The following is a 16,299-nucleotide window of genomic DNA, read 5'->3' on the forward strand; positions in this document are numbered from 1 at the left end:
CCCGCACCCCCGGCCCGATGGCTGACGAACAGACGAACAGACGAACTGACGAGCCGTCAGACTAGGGGTGGCGGGTCAGCGGGGGAAGACCTCGAAGGGCACGGCCGGACGGCCGCCGAAGCGGGCCGCCGCCTGCTGGGCGTTCCCGGTGAGGAAGGTGCGGACGTACTCCTCCGGGTCCTGGTCGGTGAGCACCTCGATGTACGCCTTGTGCTCCAGCAGGGACTTCACCGATCGCTCCAGCCCGGGACCGGCGTCCGCCGCGTGCGTCGGGGTGGCGGATCCGGCCACCGCGACCCACCGCACGCCGTTCCACGGCTCCAGGCCCTGCTCGATGAGCTCGGGGAAGATCCAGCGGTTGCCGGCGTCCCCGGCCGCGTCCAGGACGGCCCGGCCGACGGCCTTGTGGTCGGGGGTGTTCCAGAAGCCGCCGCCCTGCGCACCGCCCCACGTGTCACGGTGGTTGAGGGTGACGACCAGCTCGGGCCGGTGCCGCCGGATGGCGGCGGCGATGTCCCGGCGCAGATCGAGGCCGTACTCGACGACGCCGTCGCGGTAGTCCAGGAACTCCACCTCGGACACGCCGACGACCGCGGCGCTGGCCCGCTGCTCCGCCTCCCGCAGCGGCCCGCAGTCGGCGGGGGCGATGCTGTCGATGCCCGCCTCGCCGCGCGTGGCGAGCAGGTACGCGACCTCCCGTCCGCCGTCCGTCCAGTCCGCGATGGCGGCCGCGCACCCGTACTCCAGGTCGTCGGGGTGGGCCACCACCGCGAGAGCGCGCTGCCAGTCGGTGGGCATGGGCTGCAAGGGGGGCTGCTGATCAGGTTGTTCGGTCATGTCTCGCACAATAGGCGAACGGACCGTCATGGGCAGGTGGTGGCACTGCTCGACGCCACGGGGATCTTCTTCGAGCCCGCCCCCCCGCCTTTCCCGGGGCGGACGGGGCCGCGTGGGCGCCGGTGCCGGGGCGGCTGCCGGACGCGCTCGCGTCGGCCGGGATCGACCGGGCCGACGTGGAGGCCGTGGCACCGGATGTCCCCCGGCAGCACCCTGCTCCCGGCGCCCGGGCACACCCCTGGGCACCAGTCCGTGCTGGTGGACCGGGCGCCGGGGCCCGGGCCGTGGTGGTGACCGGGGACGTGCTGGTGCACGCGGTGCAGCCGGGCGACCCGGCGGTGCCGTACTCCCACGAGCGCGACAGGGAGACCGCCCGGACCTCGCGCGAGGCCCTGCTGGCGCGGGCCCGGGAGCGCGGCGCCCTGCTGGCCACCGCGCACTTGACCCGCACCTTCGTGGAGCCCGGCTGACTCAGGCGTCGTCGCGTACGAGGGTGAGGAGGCGGTCCAGGACGCGGGTGCCGCTCGCGCGGACGCCGTCGTGCTCGAACTCGTCCGTCACCCAGGTCCGCAGGCCGCGTACGGCGCGGGCCGTGGCCAGGGAGTCGGCGGTGTCCACGTACATGTCGTCGTGGTAGACGGCGGCCGCCACCGGCACCTCGTTGGCCGCCAGGCGCGCCGGGTCGTAGAGCGGCTGCCAGCCGGTACGGGCGGCCAGCAGTTCGGCGGTCTCGCGCAGCGGGACGAGGGAGGGGTCCGTGGTGAAGTGCCAGGGGTGGATGGTCTCGCCGGTGAACAGCAGCGGCTCGTCGCCCGCGAGGGCCTTCGCCGCGTCGAATCGGGGGTGTCCGGCGCGGACCCGTTCGGCGGCCCAGGCGGTGGGCGTCGCCGGGTCCTGGGCGTAGATCGCCTCGTGGACCAGCGCGTAGAGGGGGTGACCGGCGAAGGAGAGCAGGGCGCGGGCGCCCTCCAGGAAGGCGTCGGAGAGGGCCGGGCCGGCCGGGGTCGGCACGAAGGCGTCCTCCAGCAGGTAGTGGAGCTGGTGGCTGCCGTCGCCGCCGCCGAGGAGGATGCCGAGGGACTGGAAGGCCTCGACGGTGAGGCGGTGGCCGCCGGGGAGTTCGGCCGGCCGGTCCGTCAGGTGGGCGGCGATCCGGCGGGCGCGCTCGACGTCCATCGGGTAACGGGCGTAGTGGGCCAGGTTCTTGCGCTCGATCCGGGGGAACGCGGCCTCGTACACCTCGTCGGCGGTGGCCGTGAGGGAGGGCAGGCCGCCGGTGATCAGGGCGGCGCTGAGGCCCTCGGGCGCGGTGGAGAGGTAGTGGGTCGCGCAGAAGCCGCCGAAGCTCTGGCCCAGCACCGTCCAGGGCGCGCCGCCGGTCAGGCCGGGGCGGATGGCCTCGGCGTCGCGCACGATGGAGTCGGAGCGGAAGTGGGCGAGGTACTCCGCCTGCTCGGCGGGGGTGCCGCGCAGGGGCAGGGTCTGCCGGTTCAGCGGGGTGGAGCGGCCGGTTCCGCGCTGGTCGAGCAGGAGTACCCGGTACTCGCTGAGGGCCCGCGCCAGCCAGGCCTGCCGGCCGACGAAACGGCGGGCGCCGAAGCCCGGACCGCCCTCCAGGTACAGCAGCCACGGCAGCGTCTCGGGATCCTTGCCGGTGGCGACGACCTCACGGGCGTACAGCTCGATCCGTTCCCCGTCCGGGCGGGCATGGTCCAGGGGGACGGTGAACCGGTGGTCGGTGAGGACCGTGCCGGGCTGGCGGTAGCTGTGGGCGATGGTCACGGGCGGCCCCCTGGGGTGCGAGGTGCGGAATCACGCGCCCCGGCCGGGTGGCGGCGGGGCGCGGTGGTGGCGGTCAGCCGAGTCTATGGGGTGCCCTGCCGGCCCGGCCGGGCCCGGCCCGGCCGGCACATCCGGCCGGGCCGGTGGGCGGTGTCAGAACTCGACGACCGAGCGCAGCACCTCGCCGCGTTCCATCCGGGCGAAGGCGTCCTCGACCCCGTCGAGCGGGATCATCTCGGAGACGAAGGCGTCCAGGTCGAGCCGGCCCTGCAGGTAGAGGTCGATGAGCAACGGGAAGTCGCGCTCCGGCAGACAGTCGCCGTACCAGGAGGACTTGAGGGCGCCGCCGCGGCCGAAGACGTCGAGGAGCGGGAGTTCGAGCTTCATCTCCGGCGTCGGCACGCCCACCAGGACCACCGTGCCGGCGAGGTCGCGCGCGTAGAAGGCCTGCCGGTAGGTCTCGGGGCGACCCACCGCGTCGATGACCACGTCCGCGCCATTGCCTTCGGTGAGGCCCTGGACGGCCTTGACCACGTCCTCCGTGCGGCCGTTGACGGTGTGGGTGGCGCCCAGGCCGCGCGCCCACTCCAGCTTCCGGTCGTCCAGGTCCACCGCGATGATCTTCGAGGCGCCCGCCAGTCGGGCTCCGGCCACCGCCGCGTTGCCCACTCCCCCGCAGCCGATGACGGCGACGGAGTCGCCCCGGCCCACATTGCCGGTGTTCAGGGCGGCGCCGAGGCCGGCCATCACCCCGCAGCCGAGGAGTCCGGCGGCGGCGGGGGCCGCGGCGGGGTCCACCTTGGTGCACTGGCCGGCCGCGACCAGGGTCTTCTCGGCGAAGGCACCGATCCCGAGGGCCGGGGAGAGCGGGGTGCCGTCCTCCAGGGTCATGCGCTGGGTGGCGTTGTGCGTGGCGAAGCAGTACCAGGGCCGCCCGCGCTTGCAGGCGCGACAGGTGCCGCACACCGCGCGCCAGTTGAGGATCACGAAGTCGCCGGGGGCCACGGAGGTGACGTCCGGGCCGACGGATTCGACGATGCCGGCGGCCTCGTGGCCGAGCAGGAAGGGGAACTCGTCGTTGATCCCGCCCTCGCGGTAGTGCAGGTCGGTGTGGCAGACCCCGCAGGCCTGGACCCTGACGAGCGCCTCGCCGGGTCCCGGGTCGGGCACGAGGATCGTCGTCGTCTCCACCGGTGCGCCCTTGCTCCGGGCGATGACCCCTCGTACGCGATGCGTCACGTCGTACCCCGCTCTGATCGAATCGGTATGGATCAACGAACGTACACGGGCGGCACGCGGTAAGGGAGTTGTGTCACGTTTCGGCGCGCGACGCGACCAGATCCGGCGGTACGGCGGCCCGGAGCGCCGCGCCGAAGGCGGCCACGGCGGGATGGGCGCCGGCCCCGCTGCGGAAGGCGAGGGCGGTACGGCGCCGCACGGGCAGCCGGGTGAGGCGCACGGCCGGATCCGCGGGGCCGGTGACCCCGAGCTGCGGTACGAGGGCCACGCCCTGGCCGGCCGCGACCAGCGCGAGCACGGTGGCGAACTCGTCGACCTGGTGGCGGACCCGCGGCGTGAAACCCGCGGCCTCGCAGGCCCGTACGGTCATGGCGTGGCAGAGGGTGCCGGGCGTGGCGGTGATCCAGGGCGCCCGCGCGTGTGCGCGCAGGGCCGCGCCCGGATCGGGCCCCTCGGCCGGCCCGGGGGTCTCCCCGGCGGGCGCGGCCAGGTACATCGCCTCGACGAAGAGCGGCTCGGTGGCCAGGCCCGGCTCCTGCGAGGCGGGGACGAAGTCGTACTCGTGGACCAGGGCCACGTCCAGGTCGCCCGCCCGCAAGGCGTGCGCCACCGCCGCCGGGTCGGTCTCGGAGACCATCGGCTCCAGGGCGGGGTGGCGCCGGGCGAGGGCGGCCAGCGCGGCCGGGACGATGGCCCGGGTGGCGGTGGGGAAGGCGCCGATCCGCAGGGCTCCGGCCAGGCCGCCGCGCGCCTCGGCGAGGTCGGCTTCGGCCTGCTCCAGCCGTTCGAGGACGGCCTCGGCGTGCCGGACCAGGTTCTCCCCGGCCGGGGTGAGCCGCACCCGGCGGCCGGTGCGTTCCAGCAGGGGCAGGCCGGCCTCCCGTTCCAGCACGCTGAGCTGCTGGGAGACCGCCGAAGGGCTGAACGCGAGGGCCTCGGCCACGGCGGCGATGGTGCCGCGGCGGGCGAGTTCGCGCAGCAGGCGCAGGCGTCGTACATCGAGCATCGGCTCAGCTTACGGTTCCGATAAGGAACGCGAACTGGATTTGACGCTCCGGGCGGGTGAGGCTCTTCGGCATGGCACAGGACACGGCACAGCACATGACGCAGGACACGGCGCGGGGCATCGCACCGCAGACCTCCGGCGACCTTTCGCTCCACGGGATCCACGTACCGCTGGTCACTCCCTTCACCCCCGGCGGGGACGTGGCCGCCGGGGCCCTGGAGGCGCTCGCGCACGAGGTGCTCGACGCGGGCGCCACCGGGATCGTCGCCCTCGGCACGACCGCGGAGGCGGCCTGCCTCGACGAGGCGGAGCGCGATCTGGTCACCGGCGTGTGCGCCGAGGTCTGCCGGGAGCGCGGGGCGATGCTGACCGTCGGCGCCGGGGCGAGCGGCACCCGGGCCGCCGAGGCCTCGCTGGCCCGCCTGGGGCGGTGGCCGCAGGCGCGGGCGGCGCTGGTGACCGTGCCGGCGTTCGTACGGCCTTCGGCGCCGGGGGTGCTGGCGCACTTCGCGCGGCTGGCGGAGGTGAGCCCCGTACCGCTGATCGTCTATCACATCCCGTACCGCACCGGGCAGCCGCTGGAAGCGGCCGCGCTGCGGGCCCTCGGGTCCCTCTCCGGGGTCGCCGGGATGAAGTACGCGGGCGGCGGCATCGACCAGGACGCGGTGGCGCTGCTCGGGGACCTGCCGGCCGGGTTCGAGGTGCTGGCGGGCGACGACGCGTACCTGTCGCCGCTGCTGGCGCTGGGCGCGGCCGGCGGGATCCTCGCCTCGGCGCACCTGGCGACGGAGCGGTTCGTGGAGCTCGCGGCGGCCTGGCGGGCCGGCGACGTGGCCCGGGCGCGGCCGCTGGGGCACGCGCTGGCCCGGATGTCGGCGGCGGCCTTCGCGGAGCCCAATCCCGCGGTCGTCAAGGCCGTGCTGCACGCGCAGGGCCGCATTCCGAGCCCCGGTGTACGGCTCCCGCTGCTGCCGGCCTCGGAGGCGGCGGTGGCGGCCACCCTGGAGCGGCTGGGCGAGCTTCCGGCCGGCCCGCCGCAGCAGGCGACGGATGCCGGAAAGAGTCCGCAATAGGCGATTCGACACCTTAGGCGCCTGCCGCCCGAATAAGGCGCATCCAGGCCGTACTTGACCGTATTGCGCACAGGGGTTCCGACCCGTGATGTGAGTCACGCGGCAGAGGCCAACATCATTTCCACAGAACGGCCGATTCCCTTTCTCTGGAAAGGGAATCGGCTATTTCACCGAGGGGCCTTCATGGTCATTTAACGGGCCGATAGCGGGATGTCGATCTATGGGTGGAATTCGGGGCTTGTTCCCGCCCTCAGGGCTCACTTACCTTCACCTCACTCCAGGTGGTCCGCTCGCCGAATAGGCCGCCGCCCGGGCTCTTCCGTCCCCCCACGTGAGGAATTCCGCCATGCCTGCAAAGGGTAAGCACCGCCGGCCGAAGCACCACCCGATCACCCGCAGGCTGGCCCTGGCCGGCACCGGTGGCGCGGCCCTCACTCTGCCGCTGATCAGCGCGACCACCGCAGGTGCGGTGCCGACGGCCACGGCTCCCGCGGCTCAGACCGCCGCCCCCGCAGCCGGCACGGCCACTGCCACGACGTATTCCGTGGTCGCGGGCGACACCCTTTCGGAGATCGCCGCGGACCATTCCGTGAGCGGCGGCTGGCAGCAGCTCTACGCGGCGAACCGGATCGTCATCGGCGACAATCCGTCGATCATCCGGCCCGGCATCAAACTGAAGCTCGGCACCGAGGCGGAGCCCGCCCGTGCGAGCCGGTCCGCCGCCCGGCCCACCCTCGCGGCCGCCGCCAAGCCCGCCGCCAAGCCCGCCAGCGCGTACCCGAACAACCTCGACGGGTGGATCCGCGAGTCCCTCGACGTCATGGCCAAGCACGGAATTCCCGGCAGCTACAACGGAATTCACCGCAATGTGATGCGAGAGTCCTCTGGCAATCCGATGGCGATCAACAACTGGGACATCAACGCCCAGAACGGGATCCCGTCCAAGGGTCTGCTCCAGGTCATCGACCCGACCTTCCAGGCCTACCACGTGCCCGGCACCTCGCTGAACTCCTACGACCCGGTCGCCAACATCACCGCCGCCTGCAACTACGCGGCAGCCCGCTACGGCTCGATCGACAACGTCAACGGGCCCTACTAGACCCCGCCTCGGTGACGGACGGCGCGGACCGACGGGCGGCGCGGACGAGGATCCGCAGGGGCGCCGCCAGGCCGTAGCCGACGTCCCGGCGCAGGGCGCCCACGCCCGCCCGCTCCACGCGGGTCAGCTGGTGCTCCATGAGCTCCCTCATCGTCGCGATCACGGGCCGCAGTCCGGGTTCGGCGAGGTCGAGGATGCCGTGGGTGGCGTCGAGGGCCGTGCGCGCACGCCGGCCCTCGCCGGCGAGGAGGGCGCGCACGCCCGGGGTGTCACGGGCCTGTTCGAGGTCGGCGCGGGTCACGGAGTGTTCCGCGAGCCGCTCGCGCGGGATGCACAGCCGGCCGTCCGCGAGGTCCCCGCAGAGGTCGGTGAGGAAGTCCACGCGCTGGGCGGCGTCGACGAACCGCCGCCAGCCGGCGGCCTGTTCGGGGTCGGGGCCGCCCCGGTACTGGAGTCCGGTGAAGACCAGCACACCGGGCCACGCGTAGGCGTCGAGATAGTCCTGGAAGTCCTCCTCGGCGGCGAAGCCGTCGAAGGCGGCCTCGGCGGTGGCGGCGCCCTCCAGGAAGCGGGAGACCCAGTGCGCGGGGAGGGCGCGGGAGTCCACCGCGTGGGCGTAGGCGCGCAGCACGGGGTCCGTGCTGTCTCCCGATGACAGGGCCGCCTCGGTCCGCCCGGCCAGCGCGGCGAGTCCTTCGGCCCGCTGCTGCGGGGTGCCGGTCTCGGCCACGTCGTCGACCAGGTTCATGAAGGCGAGTCCCGCGGCCAGGTACGGCACCAGCGGCGGCGCGGCGAGCAGCCGCAGCGTGAGGTACGGGGCCGGTTCTCGGCGGAGCACCCGGCGGGCGGCGTGCGTGTAGTCGTCCCGCAGCCGGGGCCCGGAGATCCCGGCCGCGGTGAGGGTGGTGCGCCAGCTGGGCATGGTGGTCGAACTCCTCGGTGTACACGTGGACGAAGGGAAGGGCGCGTGCGTGCGCGCCCTCGCTCGGCGCCGTGCGGCCCTGTACGGGCACGCGGGATCAGGTGACGGTGACCTTCCTGAGGCTGCCGTCGGTCTTCCACAGGATGTAGCCGCCGCGCCCGTACTCGTCGCTGAGGTACGTGCGGATGGAGGGGACCTGGTCCATCATCCACGGGTCGACGATGACGTGGCGCGAGGTCGGCTTCTCGACCTTCAGGTCCTTCTTGGACTGCTCCAGCATGCCGGGCAGCGCATCCCAGTTGACCGTGGCCATGTCGATCAGCGGCTCCCCCTCCTCGACCGTGCCGTCCGGGCCCGTACGCGAGGCCGCGCCGTCCCGGTACTGCCAGGAGTCGACGGTCTCGGCACCGGCGGCGGTGGGGATGGAAGCGAGGATGTAGCCGTCGTAGAGCGTCATGTCGACGAAGGTGGTCGTCCCCGTCTCCTTCTTGAACGCCTCCAGGGCGGTGCGGATGTTCTCCGGCGTCATCATGCTGCCCCGGGGGGCGTCCGCCTTCTGCGCGCTCGCCTTGGGGGCCGGGGCCGAGGACGCGTCCCGCCCGGGCGGGGTGGCGGAGATGGCGACGGCCGGGTGGGTCGCGGCGCCGCCCTTCGCGTCGTCGCCGCCGGAGTTCCCGTCGGGCAGCAGCTGCACGAAGCCGACGACGCCGGCCGCCAGGATCGCGGTGATCGCGGCGCCGATCAGGGCCGGGCGCCTGCGCTGGGCGGACGCCACCGGAACGGGCGTCGTGGCCGCGGCGTACGGCGATCCACCGGAGGTGTACGGCGGCGGGGTGTGCGGTGCGCCGGCCGGCGCGTACGGACCGAACTGCCCGTACGGGTTCGGCACGACCGGGGCGGCGACCGGCGGCAGGAGGGCGGGCCCGGGGCCGGTACCGGAACCGAGAGCGGCGCTCGCGTCGCGGAGCAGTTGTTCCAGCTGCGCTCCGTCGGGCCGCGCGGCCGGGTCCCTTACGAGCAGCCGTTCCAGTACGGGCCCCAGCGGGCCGGAGCGCACCGGCGCCGGGATCGGCTCGTCGAGCACGGCGACGACCGTGGCCAGGCTGGTGGCCCGGCGCAGCGGATTGGCTCCCTCGGCGGCCACGTACAGGAGCATGCCGAGCGACCACAGGTCCGAGGCGGCCAGCCCCTCCTCCCCGCGAACACGCTCGGGCGCGATGTACTCAGGTGAGCCGATCAGCACTCCGGTCGCGGTGAGCCCGGTGGAGTCGTGCAGCGCGGCGATGCCGAAGTCGGTCAGGACGGCCGACCCGTCGGGGCGCAGCAGTACGTTGGCGGGCTTCACGTCACGGTGGAGGATGCCCTCCGCGTGCGCGGCGCGCAGCGCGGACAGGACGTCGAGGCCGAGCCGCACCGCTTCCGCGGGCGGCATCGGTCCGGACTCCAGGCGGTCGTACAAGGAGCCGCCCTTGACCATCTCCATGACGATCCACGGGTGCCCGTCGGCGCCGGGCGCCGGTTCGACGATGTGGTGGATCGTCACGACGTGGGGGTGGGCGAGGCGGGCGAGGGCGCGCGCCTCGCGGACGGCGCGTTCGCGCAGCTGGTCCGCGAGGCCGGGCTGGGCGGCGGCGGTCGCCGGGTCGGGCGGGCGCACTTCCTTGAGCGCGACCTCTCGGTGCAGGGCTATGTCGCGCGCCCGCCAAACGGTACCCATGCCGCCGCTGCCCAGGGGCGCGACCAGTTCGAAGCGCCCGTCGATCAGCCGTCTGTCGGCCTCACTCGTGTCCATGGCGGATCATCGTAGGCGCCGCCACCGTCAGCAGCGTCGGCGGTCCACCGTGAGCGTTCCCTGGACGGTGTCCACCGTGCGGTCGTAGCACCCGCCGGGCGCTTGTGACCCGTACAGCCGGTAGCGGGCGGAGGTGGTCGCGACCGCGTGCCGCTGGTCGCGAGGGACGTTCGCCGTGTAGGTGGCGTCACCCGTGTACTGGTCGTCGAGCCGGGAGGAGTCGACGGGCCGGCCGCCGCGCAGGGTGACCGTGTCCGCGCGGTCGCCGAGCGAGAGGACGGTGCGCAGCCGGTCACCGGCGCCGAGAGTGGTCTCGCCGTTCATCGTGTAGGTGCGGGCGGTCCGGGTGGTGGTCGGCCCGTGCGTCACGCTCTCCTCGTCGGTCCAGGTGGCGTCGAGGGCGTCGAGGTTCTCGCCCTCGGTCCAGCGGTGGACGGAAGTGCTGTGCACGGTGCGGGTGACGGTGGTGGCCACCCGGCCGTGGGAGGTGTTCAGGTGCCCGGCGACGGTCAGCCGGTGGCGGCCCTCGGTGTCCAGGCGGTGCTGTCCGCCGGGCGCGGCGGGCGTCCAGCGGGAGTGGCCCGCCGGATCGCTCTGCTCGTGCCGGGTCAGGGCGCCGGTGACGACCTGCCGGGCCTCGTCCTGCCACAGCAGCAGGTTGGTGGGGGTGCTCCAGCCGCTCTGACCGGCCGGCACCCCGGCGACGGACACCTCGATCCGGTGCGGGCGGCCGTCGTTGAGCAGGGCGGCGTAGGGGGTGAGGTCGTAGCGGATCGGCTGGACGTCGAAGGCGCGCGGGCCCGGAGTCACGTACCAGAGGAAGGGGTTGGACCAGCCGCCGGTCCAGACGGTGGGGAAGGGCGCGGCGATGCCGGCGAGTTGCCCGTCGACGGAGACGCGGACCTCGCGGTGGGGGCCGTCGGCGGCCTTGCAGGAGTACGGGGCCGCGTCCGGGGCGGTCATGTACCAGTACTCCTCGCAGCCGCCGCCGGAGCCGGTGGCGTACACCTCGGCGACGAGGCGCTCGGTGTTGCGCGGGGTGGTGACCGACGGGGAGGTGAGGGGCAGGACGCGGTCGGGGGTGTCAGGGGCCGCGGCGCCGGCCTCCGCGGCGTAGAAGGTCAGGGTCACCTTGACGTCGATGACGCCGGTGTAGGTGTCGTCGACGACGTTGCCGATGAGCATCTCGACGGGCTGCGGGCGGGCGAGGGTGTCGCGGTAGCGGGTGACGTCCTTCTCCACGGACCAGGAGATCCCGTCGGGCGAGGGCTGGGGGGTGGAGGTCCGCAGGATCTCGACGCCGCCGAGGGAGAGGTGGCCGAGCCGGTCGTACTGGCGGCCCTTGACCTTGCCGTCGAGGCGCAGGACCACCTTCGCCCAGGGGCCGGTGCCGCAGGCCGCGGGCGGCGCGTAGCTGCCCTGGTACGGGGTGAAGTCGCGGAACTGCGCCTCGGCGAGGGTCACCTCGCAGGACCGGGTCGCGGGCCGGGTGACGGGCGGGGCGGGGGTGAGGGGGTCGTGCCAGTCCGTGCCGAACTCGGCGGGCGGCGGGTCGGCCGCGGTCACGCCGTGCGCGGGCGGCGGGTCGGCCGCGGTCACGCCGTGCGCGGGCGGCGGGTCGGCCGCGGTCACGCCGCAGCGCGATCGCGCCGAGCAGGCCGGTGATCCTGTGTCGTCTCATGGGCCCGGAGTGAAACGCGGGCCGGCCCGGCCCTGCCAGGGCCGGTGCGCGGACCCTGGCCTGATCTCGCCGTCAGCCGCGCAGGACGACCACGCCGTCGTCGTCGGCGTGGACCGTGTCCCCGGGGTTGAAGGTGATCTCGCCGATGGTGACGGGCTCGTCCACCGCGCCCTCGCCGGTCTTGCCGCTCTTGCGCGGGACCGTGCCCAGCGCCTTGATGCCGAGGTCGAGGCCGCCGAGGGCTACGCTGTCGCGGACCGAGCCGTTGATGATCAGGCCCGCCCAGCCGTTGCTCTCGGCCGCGCCGGCGAGGAGGTCGCCGACCAGGGCGGTCCGGGGCGAGCCGCCGCCGTCCACGACGAGCACGGCGCCCTCTCCCGGCGTGTGTACGAGGGCGCGCAGCAGGGCGTTGTCCTCGTGGCAACGGACGGTCCGTACGGGACCGGCGAACAGGCGGCGGCCGCCGAACTGGCGGAACGCGGTGGTGCAGATGCCGAGGGATTCGCCGTACTCGTCGTACAGGTCGGCCGTGGGGACGGGGGTGACGTTCATGTCGGTACCGTTTCCTCGCTGCTCGTTCTCGTACACCGCGTGGTCCGGCCAGGGTAGTGGGGCCTTCGTCCGGCCCGGCGAGCGGTGCCGTGTCCGGCCCGGGGCCGGCTCGGGGCCGGACATCGGCCGGAACCTGACGGGTCGTGGTGCGGCTGCCGGCGCGCGGAGCCGGGTCAGTCCCGGGAGTTGCCGAACAGGATCCGGTAGCCGATGAGCAGGACCAGCGAGCCCGCGATGGCGGAGCCCCAGGTGGCCAGGTCGAAGAACTCCGTCTGGATCGGCTTGTCCAGGACCTTCGCCGAGAGCCAGCCGCCGATGAAGGCGCCGGCGACGCCGATGAGGGTGGTGCCGATCAGACCGCCGGGGTCCCGGCCGGGCAGCAGGACCTTGGCGATGCCGCCGGCCAGCAGTCCCAGGATGATCCAGCTGACGATCCCCATGCCCAGTCACTCCGCTTCGGTGGTTCGGTCGTTCGGTCGTTCGGTGGTCGTGCCCTCGCGTCCGGTCGTTCCTCGGGTCCGGACGTTCACCAGGGAGGACGCGGCCGTGGCCGAAACGGTTCTCTCCGGCTCAGGCCGCCACGCGGCCGGCCGGCACGGCGGGCTCGGCGGCGGCCGGAGCGGCGGTGGGAACCGCCTGCGGGGGCGCCGCCCCGGCGGCGGGCGCCCGGGTCAGCAGGACCACTCCGCGGGCCGCCAGCAGGGCTCCGGCCGCGGCCAGCAGCATGCCCGGCGCTCCGCCCTGGAGGCGCTCGCCGAGCAGGACCATGCCGATGGCGGCCGCGGCGAGCGGGTTGGCGAGGTTCACCACGGCGAGCGGGGCGCCGAGGCCGCCGCGGTAGGCCCGCTGCGAGAGGAGCATGCCGCCGACGGCGAAGAACACGACGAGCAGGGCCACCGCGACGACCCGGAAGCTGAGCAGGGCCCCGCCGCGGCCGCCCGCCACGGCCACGGTCTGGGTCAGGGCGGAGGCCGCCGCGGAGGCCAGCCCGGACGCCGTCGCGTGCCGCAGCCCCGAGCGCGGGTCCTTGGACGCGGTCAGCGCGAGGATCACGGCGGCCGTCGCACCGGAGACGGCCAGCGCCTCGGCCAGGGTGAGGGTGTCGTCGGGGGCGGGCCCGGAGGCCGGGAGGAGGAGCAGGCCGAGCCCGGCGACGGTGGCCAGAGTGCCCCGCCATTCGGTGGCCGCCACCCGGCGTCCCGACCGCCGCGCCCCCAGCGGGACGGCGGCGACCAGGGTGAGCGCGCCGAGCGGCTGCACCAGGGTGAGGGGGCCGTACCGCAGGGCCGCCGCGTGCAGGAGCGCGGCGGCCGCGTTCAGCCCGGCCGACCACCACCAGGCGCCGGAGCCCATCAGCGCCTTGGCGCTGCGCGCGACGGCGGCGCGGGCGAGGCGCTCCTGGGCGACGGCGCCGGCCGCGTAGGCCACGGCCGAGGCGAGGCAGAGCGCGAGGGCGAGGACGGTGTCGTTCATTGCCCTGCCCCTACGGCGGCCGCGGCGCTCTGCCGGTCCGGCAGCTCTCCCGCGGCGGCGTCCGCAGCGGAATCCGTACCCGAGTCCGTGTCGGTGTCCGAGTCCGTACCCGGGTACGTGCCGGGGCCGGCCGCGCGCGGCCGGGGGACCAGCAGCAGGGCCACCCCGAGCAGGGCGGCGGCCACGACCGCGTCGAGCCAGTAGTGGTTGGCCGTGCCGACGATCACCAGCAGGGTCAGCAGGGGGTGCAGCAGCCACAGCAGGCGCCACCGCGAGGGGGCCCTCCCGGCCGGGGACGGGGGGCGGGTGGCGGCGATCACGCCGAGCGCGAGCATCAGCGCCCAGCCGAAGTGCAGCGAGGGCATCGCGGCGAACTGGTTGGCGAGGGTGTCGGCGTCCGGCGCGGCCCGGTAGACGGTGGGCCCGTAGACCTGCCCGGTGTCGATGAGCCGTGCGGCTTCGAGCATCCGCGGGGGCGCGAGCGGGAAGGCGAGGTGCAGGACGAGGGCGGCTCCGGTGAGCACGGCCAGGACCCGGCGGGTCCACAGGTAGTGCGCGGGGCGGCGGACGTAGAGCCAGATCAGGAAGAGCGCGGTCGCGGGGAAGTGGACGACCGCGTAGTAGGTGTTCGCGGTGTGCACGAGGGCGTCCCCGTGGAGCAGCAGCCGCTGCACCGCGCCTTCACCGGGCAGGCGCAGCGCGCGCTCGGCGTCCCATATTCGCTCCGCGTTGCGGAAGGCTTCCCCGGTGCGGTCGGTCGAGAGCAGCCGGCCGGCCTTGTAGACGGTGAAGAAGCCCGCGACGAGCAGCAGCTCGCGTATGAGGCGACGGCGCGCGGCTCTCGGTCCGGCTGGCCCGGCCTCCGGCCCGGCAGGTGTGGTGTGGGAGGTCATCCCCCGGTCTCTCTTCCTGTTTACGCGCACTGCGACACGCCAGTGTATCGATACATTGGCGTATCGATACGCTGGTGTACCGATACGGTCGCGTTCCCGTACACTTCCGTAGTGGAACCGCCGCCGAGGAGCCCCCGAGGAGAGCCGCACCCCATGACGTCGACGCCGCCCCCCGCGCGCCGCTCCAAGATCACCCCGGAGCGGGAGCAGGAGTTCTACGACGCCGTCCTGGAGCAGCTGCGCGAACACGGCTACGAGGCGCTGACCATGGAGGGCATCGCCGCCCGGGCCAGCTGCGGCAAGTCCACGCTCTACCGGCAGTGGAAGACCAAGCCCCAGCTCGTCGCCGCCGCCCTGCGCGCGGGCCGTCACGGCACCCTGGTCGCGGTGGACACCGGCACGCTGGCGGGCGACCTGCGCGAGGCGGCCAGGATCGCGGCCGGCACCTCCGGGCGGGACACCCGGCTGACGCAGGCACTCGGGCACGCCGTGCTCAATGACGAGGAGCTCCAGGCCGCCCTGCGCGAGGCGCTGGTCGAGCCCGAACTCGCCGCGTTCGACGTGATGGTGCGGCGGGCCGTCGCACGCGGCGAGATCGCCGCCGACCACCCGGCCGTGGAGTTCCTGCCGGCCCAGCTGATGGGCGTGCTCCGGATCCGGCCGGTACTGGAAGGGCGGTACGCGGACGCCGACTACCTGGTCCGGTTCGTCGACGCGGTCATGCTCCCGTCCCTGGGCCTCGCACCCTCCCACCCCGCCCGGCCCCCGGCCGGACGGACCCCCTGAACCGGCGGGCCGCCGTCCCGATGACCTGACGGCGACCCGCCCGCGCTGCCTCGTGGGGACGGCGGCAGCGCGCCACCCGGACCGGGCGGCGGCCACTCACTCGAGGAGTGGCCGCCGCCCGGTCTGCGCGGCACCGCGACCGCCCCGGCGGCCGTGTTCAGCGGGCGCCGCCCATGAGCCGGGCGAACTCTTCCGGATCGGCGTCGAAACCGCGCGGCCGCACCTCGAACGACCAGGCGTCCGAGGCGTCACGGGTGAACTCGACGACGGTGGCCGCGGTGGCGGAGGGCACGGACGCGAAATCGCCCTGGGCGAGATCGGTGTGGCCCTCGCGGATCCGGAACCCCGTACCGGCGATGTCGGCGAAGGTCTTCGCGCGGCCCCCGGCGCCCGCGTCCGCGCTCCCGCTCTGGATGACCACGCCGACCACCACCCGGCGCAGATCGGGCCCCATCCGGTCCAGCTCGAAGGTCATCACCTCGTCGAAGCCGAAGCCCTGGCCGGTGTGGCTGTCCCGGTTCAGGGTGATGGTGCCGTCGGGCGAGCGGCTGCCGAAATGGACCAGCTGGACCGGCGTGCCGTGGAGGTCCGCGGCGCCGTAGACCGCGGCGACAACGTCGAGATCACTCGCGGGCGTGCCCGCGGGGCTGGGGTCCCACCGCAGCGCGAACTCCACCTTGGCCAGGCCCTTGCGTACACCAGTCACCGAACTCCCCCTTTGTTCACCAGGACTTGCCCCCGCATGATCCCACGGGCCCCCGCTGCGGCCCGAAGGACCGTACGTTCCCGGCCGGTCACCAATCGCCGTCCTGTACGGGTTTGCCCGGCCTCGGCGCGCTCCCGAGCGGCTTGGCCTGCCCCGGCGACGGTCCTCCCACGGGTGTGGTCGTCGCCGAGCCACTCCCCCGCCGGCTTGACCCCGCTCAGGGCGTCGCCCGGCGCCAGGTCGGCTGCCGGCTCGTCGTCAAACCAGGGCAGCCCGGCCCGGGGCCACGGGCGGCCCCGTCCTGCCCACAGGACGGGGCGCGCCGGGAGCGCCGCCCGGCTGCGCCGCCATCGGCGCGGGCACCGGGCCGCCGCAGCCGGCGAAGGAACCGGCCGAACCGGTGGAGCCGGGAGCGGGCGGAGCCCCGTGGCCCCTCCCGCCGACCGGCCGCGGCGGCG

Annotated in this window: 16 protein-coding genes; 4 read left to right on the top strand and 12 right to left on the bottom strand. The window is 74.4% G+C overall.

Features of this window, described 5'->3' with window-relative positions; all coding sequences use genetic code 11:
• Positions 1 to 75 precede the first annotated feature (75 nt).
• Positions 76 to 837, bottom strand: coding sequence for a PIG-L deacetylase family protein (locus IF88_RS0130125; protein WP_030719430.1), 762 nt, complete (start codon positions 835 to 837; stop codon positions 76 to 78).
• A gap of 284 nt (positions 838 to 1,121) precedes the next feature.
• Here IF88_RS0130125 and IF88_RS48390 point away from each other — a divergent pair, with 284 nt between their 5' ends.
• Entirely contained in the window at positions 1,122 to 1,307 is a 186-nt protein-coding gene (locus tag IF88_RS48390; RefSeq protein ID WP_030719432.1) for a hypothetical protein, read from the top strand.
• 1 nt (position 1,308) lies between these two features.
• On the opposite strand, the gene IF88_RS0130135 is transcribed toward IF88_RS48390, so the two are convergent.
• The 3 genes from IF88_RS0130135 to IF88_RS0130145 all read right to left on the bottom strand — a co-directional run bounded on the left by IF88_RS0130135 (position 1,309) and on the right by IF88_RS0130145 (position 4,864).
• Complete coding sequence (locus IF88_RS0130135) at positions 1,309 to 2,613, bottom strand: alpha/beta fold hydrolase (protein WP_030719435.1); 1,305 nt, start codon at positions 2,611 to 2,613, stop codon at positions 1,309 to 1,311.
• A 159-nt stretch (positions 2,614 to 2,772) separates the two neighbouring features.
• Positions 2,773 to 3,858, bottom strand: a complete 1,086-nt coding sequence (locus IF88_RS0130140; RefSeq protein WP_030719441.1) for an S-(hydroxymethyl)mycothiol dehydrogenase — start codon at positions 3,856 to 3,858, stop codon at positions 2,773 to 2,775.
• A gap of 73 nt (positions 3,859 to 3,931) precedes the next feature.
• Entirely contained in the window at positions 3,932 to 4,864 is a 933-nt protein-coding gene (locus IF88_RS0130145; protein ID WP_030719445.1) for a LysR family transcriptional regulator, read from the bottom strand.
• Positions 4,865 to 4,959: 95 nt separating this feature from the next.
• Between IF88_RS0130145 and IF88_RS0130150 the strand changes: the two genes are divergently transcribed.
• The gene (locus IF88_RS0130150; RefSeq protein ID WP_051837816.1) at positions 4,960 to 5,937 is read left to right on the top strand and encodes a dihydrodipicolinate synthase family protein; all 978 of its coding nucleotides are present in this window, start codon (positions 4,960 to 4,962) and stop codon (positions 5,935 to 5,937) included.
• 346 nt (positions 5,938 to 6,283) lie between these two features.
• Positions 6,284 to 7,036: a LysM peptidoglycan-binding domain-containing protein gene (locus IF88_RS0130155; RefSeq protein WP_030719453.1), complete on the top strand. Its 753-nt coding sequence runs from the start codon at positions 6,284 to 6,286 to the stop codon at positions 7,034 to 7,036.
• Here IF88_RS0130155 and IF88_RS0130160 read toward each other — a convergent pair.
• From IF88_RS0130160 to IF88_RS0130190, 7 genes are all read right to left on the bottom strand, one after another.
• Positions 7,020 to 7,958 (bottom strand): phytoene/squalene synthase family protein, encoded by a 939-nt coding sequence (locus IF88_RS0130160; RefSeq protein WP_051837800.1) that lies wholly within the window; start codon positions 7,956 to 7,958, stop codon positions 7,020 to 7,022. The two genes, IF88_RS0130155 and IF88_RS0130160, sit on opposite strands and share 17 nt — an antisense overlap.
• Before the next feature lie 97 nt (positions 7,959 to 8,055).
• A complete protein-coding gene (locus IF88_RS0130165; protein ID WP_030719461.1) occupies positions 8,056 to 9,750 on the bottom strand; it encodes a serine/threonine-protein kinase in 1,695 nt (564 codons plus the stop codon).
• Between the two features lie 27 nt (positions 9,751 to 9,777).
• Complete coding sequence (locus IF88_RS0130170; protein WP_051837818.1) at positions 9,778 to 11,349, bottom strand: peptide-N4-asparagine amidase; 1,572 nt, start codon at positions 11,347 to 11,349, stop codon at positions 9,778 to 9,780.
• Between the two features lie 154 nt (positions 11,350 to 11,503).
• Positions 11,504 to 11,983, bottom strand: coding sequence for a ribonuclease E activity regulator RraA (gene rraA / locus IF88_RS0130175; protein WP_030719467.1), 480 nt, complete (start codon positions 11,981 to 11,983; stop codon positions 11,504 to 11,506).
• Between the two features lie 173 nt (positions 11,984 to 12,156).
• Positions 12,157 to 12,423 (bottom strand): GlsB/YeaQ/YmgE family stress response membrane protein, encoded by a 267-nt coding sequence (locus tag IF88_RS0130180; protein ID WP_030390536.1) that lies wholly within the window; start codon positions 12,421 to 12,423, stop codon positions 12,157 to 12,159.
• A 130-nt stretch (positions 12,424 to 12,553) separates the two neighbouring features.
• The gene (locus IF88_RS0130185) at positions 12,554 to 13,456 is read right to left on the bottom strand and encodes a DMT family transporter (protein WP_051837803.1); all 903 of its coding nucleotides are present in this window, start codon (positions 13,454 to 13,456) and stop codon (positions 12,554 to 12,556) included.
• Positions 13,453 to 14,349, bottom strand: a complete 897-nt coding sequence (locus IF88_RS0130190; protein ID WP_078893230.1) for a phosphatase PAP2 family protein — start codon at positions 14,347 to 14,349, stop codon at positions 13,453 to 13,455. The genes IF88_RS0130185 and IF88_RS0130190 overlap by 4 nt, the downstream gene beginning before the upstream one ends.
• A gap of 153 nt (positions 14,350 to 14,502) precedes the next feature.
• Between IF88_RS0130190 and IF88_RS0130195 the strand changes: the two genes are divergently transcribed.
• Positions 14,503 to 15,135 (top strand): TetR/AcrR family transcriptional regulator, encoded by a 633-nt coding sequence (locus tag IF88_RS0130195; RefSeq protein WP_051837804.1) that lies wholly within the window; start codon positions 14,503 to 14,505, stop codon positions 15,133 to 15,135.
• A gap of 157 nt (positions 15,136 to 15,292) precedes the next feature.
• Here IF88_RS0130195 and IF88_RS0130200 read toward each other — a convergent pair whose 3' ends face one another.
• Complete coding sequence (locus tag IF88_RS0130200; protein ID WP_030719479.1) at positions 15,293 to 15,841, bottom strand: TerD family protein; 549 nt, start codon at positions 15,839 to 15,841, stop codon at positions 15,293 to 15,295.
• Positions 15,842 to 16,299: the final 458 nt, after the last annotated feature.

Origin of the sequence: Streptomyces sp. NRRL F-2580 (assembly GCF_000720115.1) — a bacterium.
Lineage (GTDB): Bacteria > Actinomycetota > Actinomycetes > Streptomycetales > Streptomycetaceae > Streptomyces.

Excerpts from the sequence above, each read along its gene's own strand:
- IF88_RS0130125 (WP_030719430.1), bottom strand. The coding sequence starts at position 837 with ATGACCGAACAACCTGATCAGCAGCCCCCCTTGCAGCCCATGCCCACC.
- IF88_RS0130145 (WP_030719445.1), bottom strand. The coding sequence starts at position 4,864 with ATGCTCGATGTACGACGCCTGCGCCTGCTGCGCGAACTCGCCCGCCGC.
- IF88_RS0130150 (WP_051837816.1), top strand. The coding sequence starts at position 4,960 with ATGACGCAGGACACGGCGCGGGGCATCGCACCGCAGACCTCCGGCGAC.
- IF88_RS0130155 (WP_030719453.1), top strand. The coding sequence starts at position 6,284 with ATGCCTGCAAAGGGTAAGCACCGCCGGCCGAAGCACCACCCGATCACC.
- IF88_RS0130160 (WP_051837800.1), bottom strand. The coding sequence starts at position 7,958 with ATGCCCAGCTGGCGCACCACCCTCACCGCGGCCGGGATCTCCGGGCCC.
- IF88_RS0130165 (WP_030719461.1), bottom strand. The coding sequence starts at position 9,750 with ATGGACACGAGTGAGGCCGACAGACGGCTGATCGACGGGCGCTTCGAA.
- rraA (WP_030719467.1), bottom strand. The coding sequence starts at position 11,983 with ATGAACGTCACCCCCGTCCCCACGGCCGACCTGTACGACGAGTACGGC.
- IF88_RS0130180 (WP_030390536.1), bottom strand. The coding sequence starts at position 12,423 with ATGGGGATCGTCAGCTGGATCATCCTGGGACTGCTGGCCGGCGGCATC.
- IF88_RS0130185 (WP_051837803.1), bottom strand. The coding sequence starts at position 13,456 with ATGAACGACACCGTCCTCGCCCTCGCGCTCTGCCTCGCCTCGGCCGTG.
- IF88_RS0130190 (WP_078893230.1), bottom strand. The coding sequence starts at position 14,349 with ATGACCTCCCACACCACACCTGCCGGGCCGGAGGCCGGGCCAGCCGGA.
- IF88_RS0130195 (WP_051837804.1), top strand. The coding sequence starts at position 14,503 with ATGACGTCGACGCCGCCCCCCGCGCGCCGCTCCAAGATCACCCCGGAG.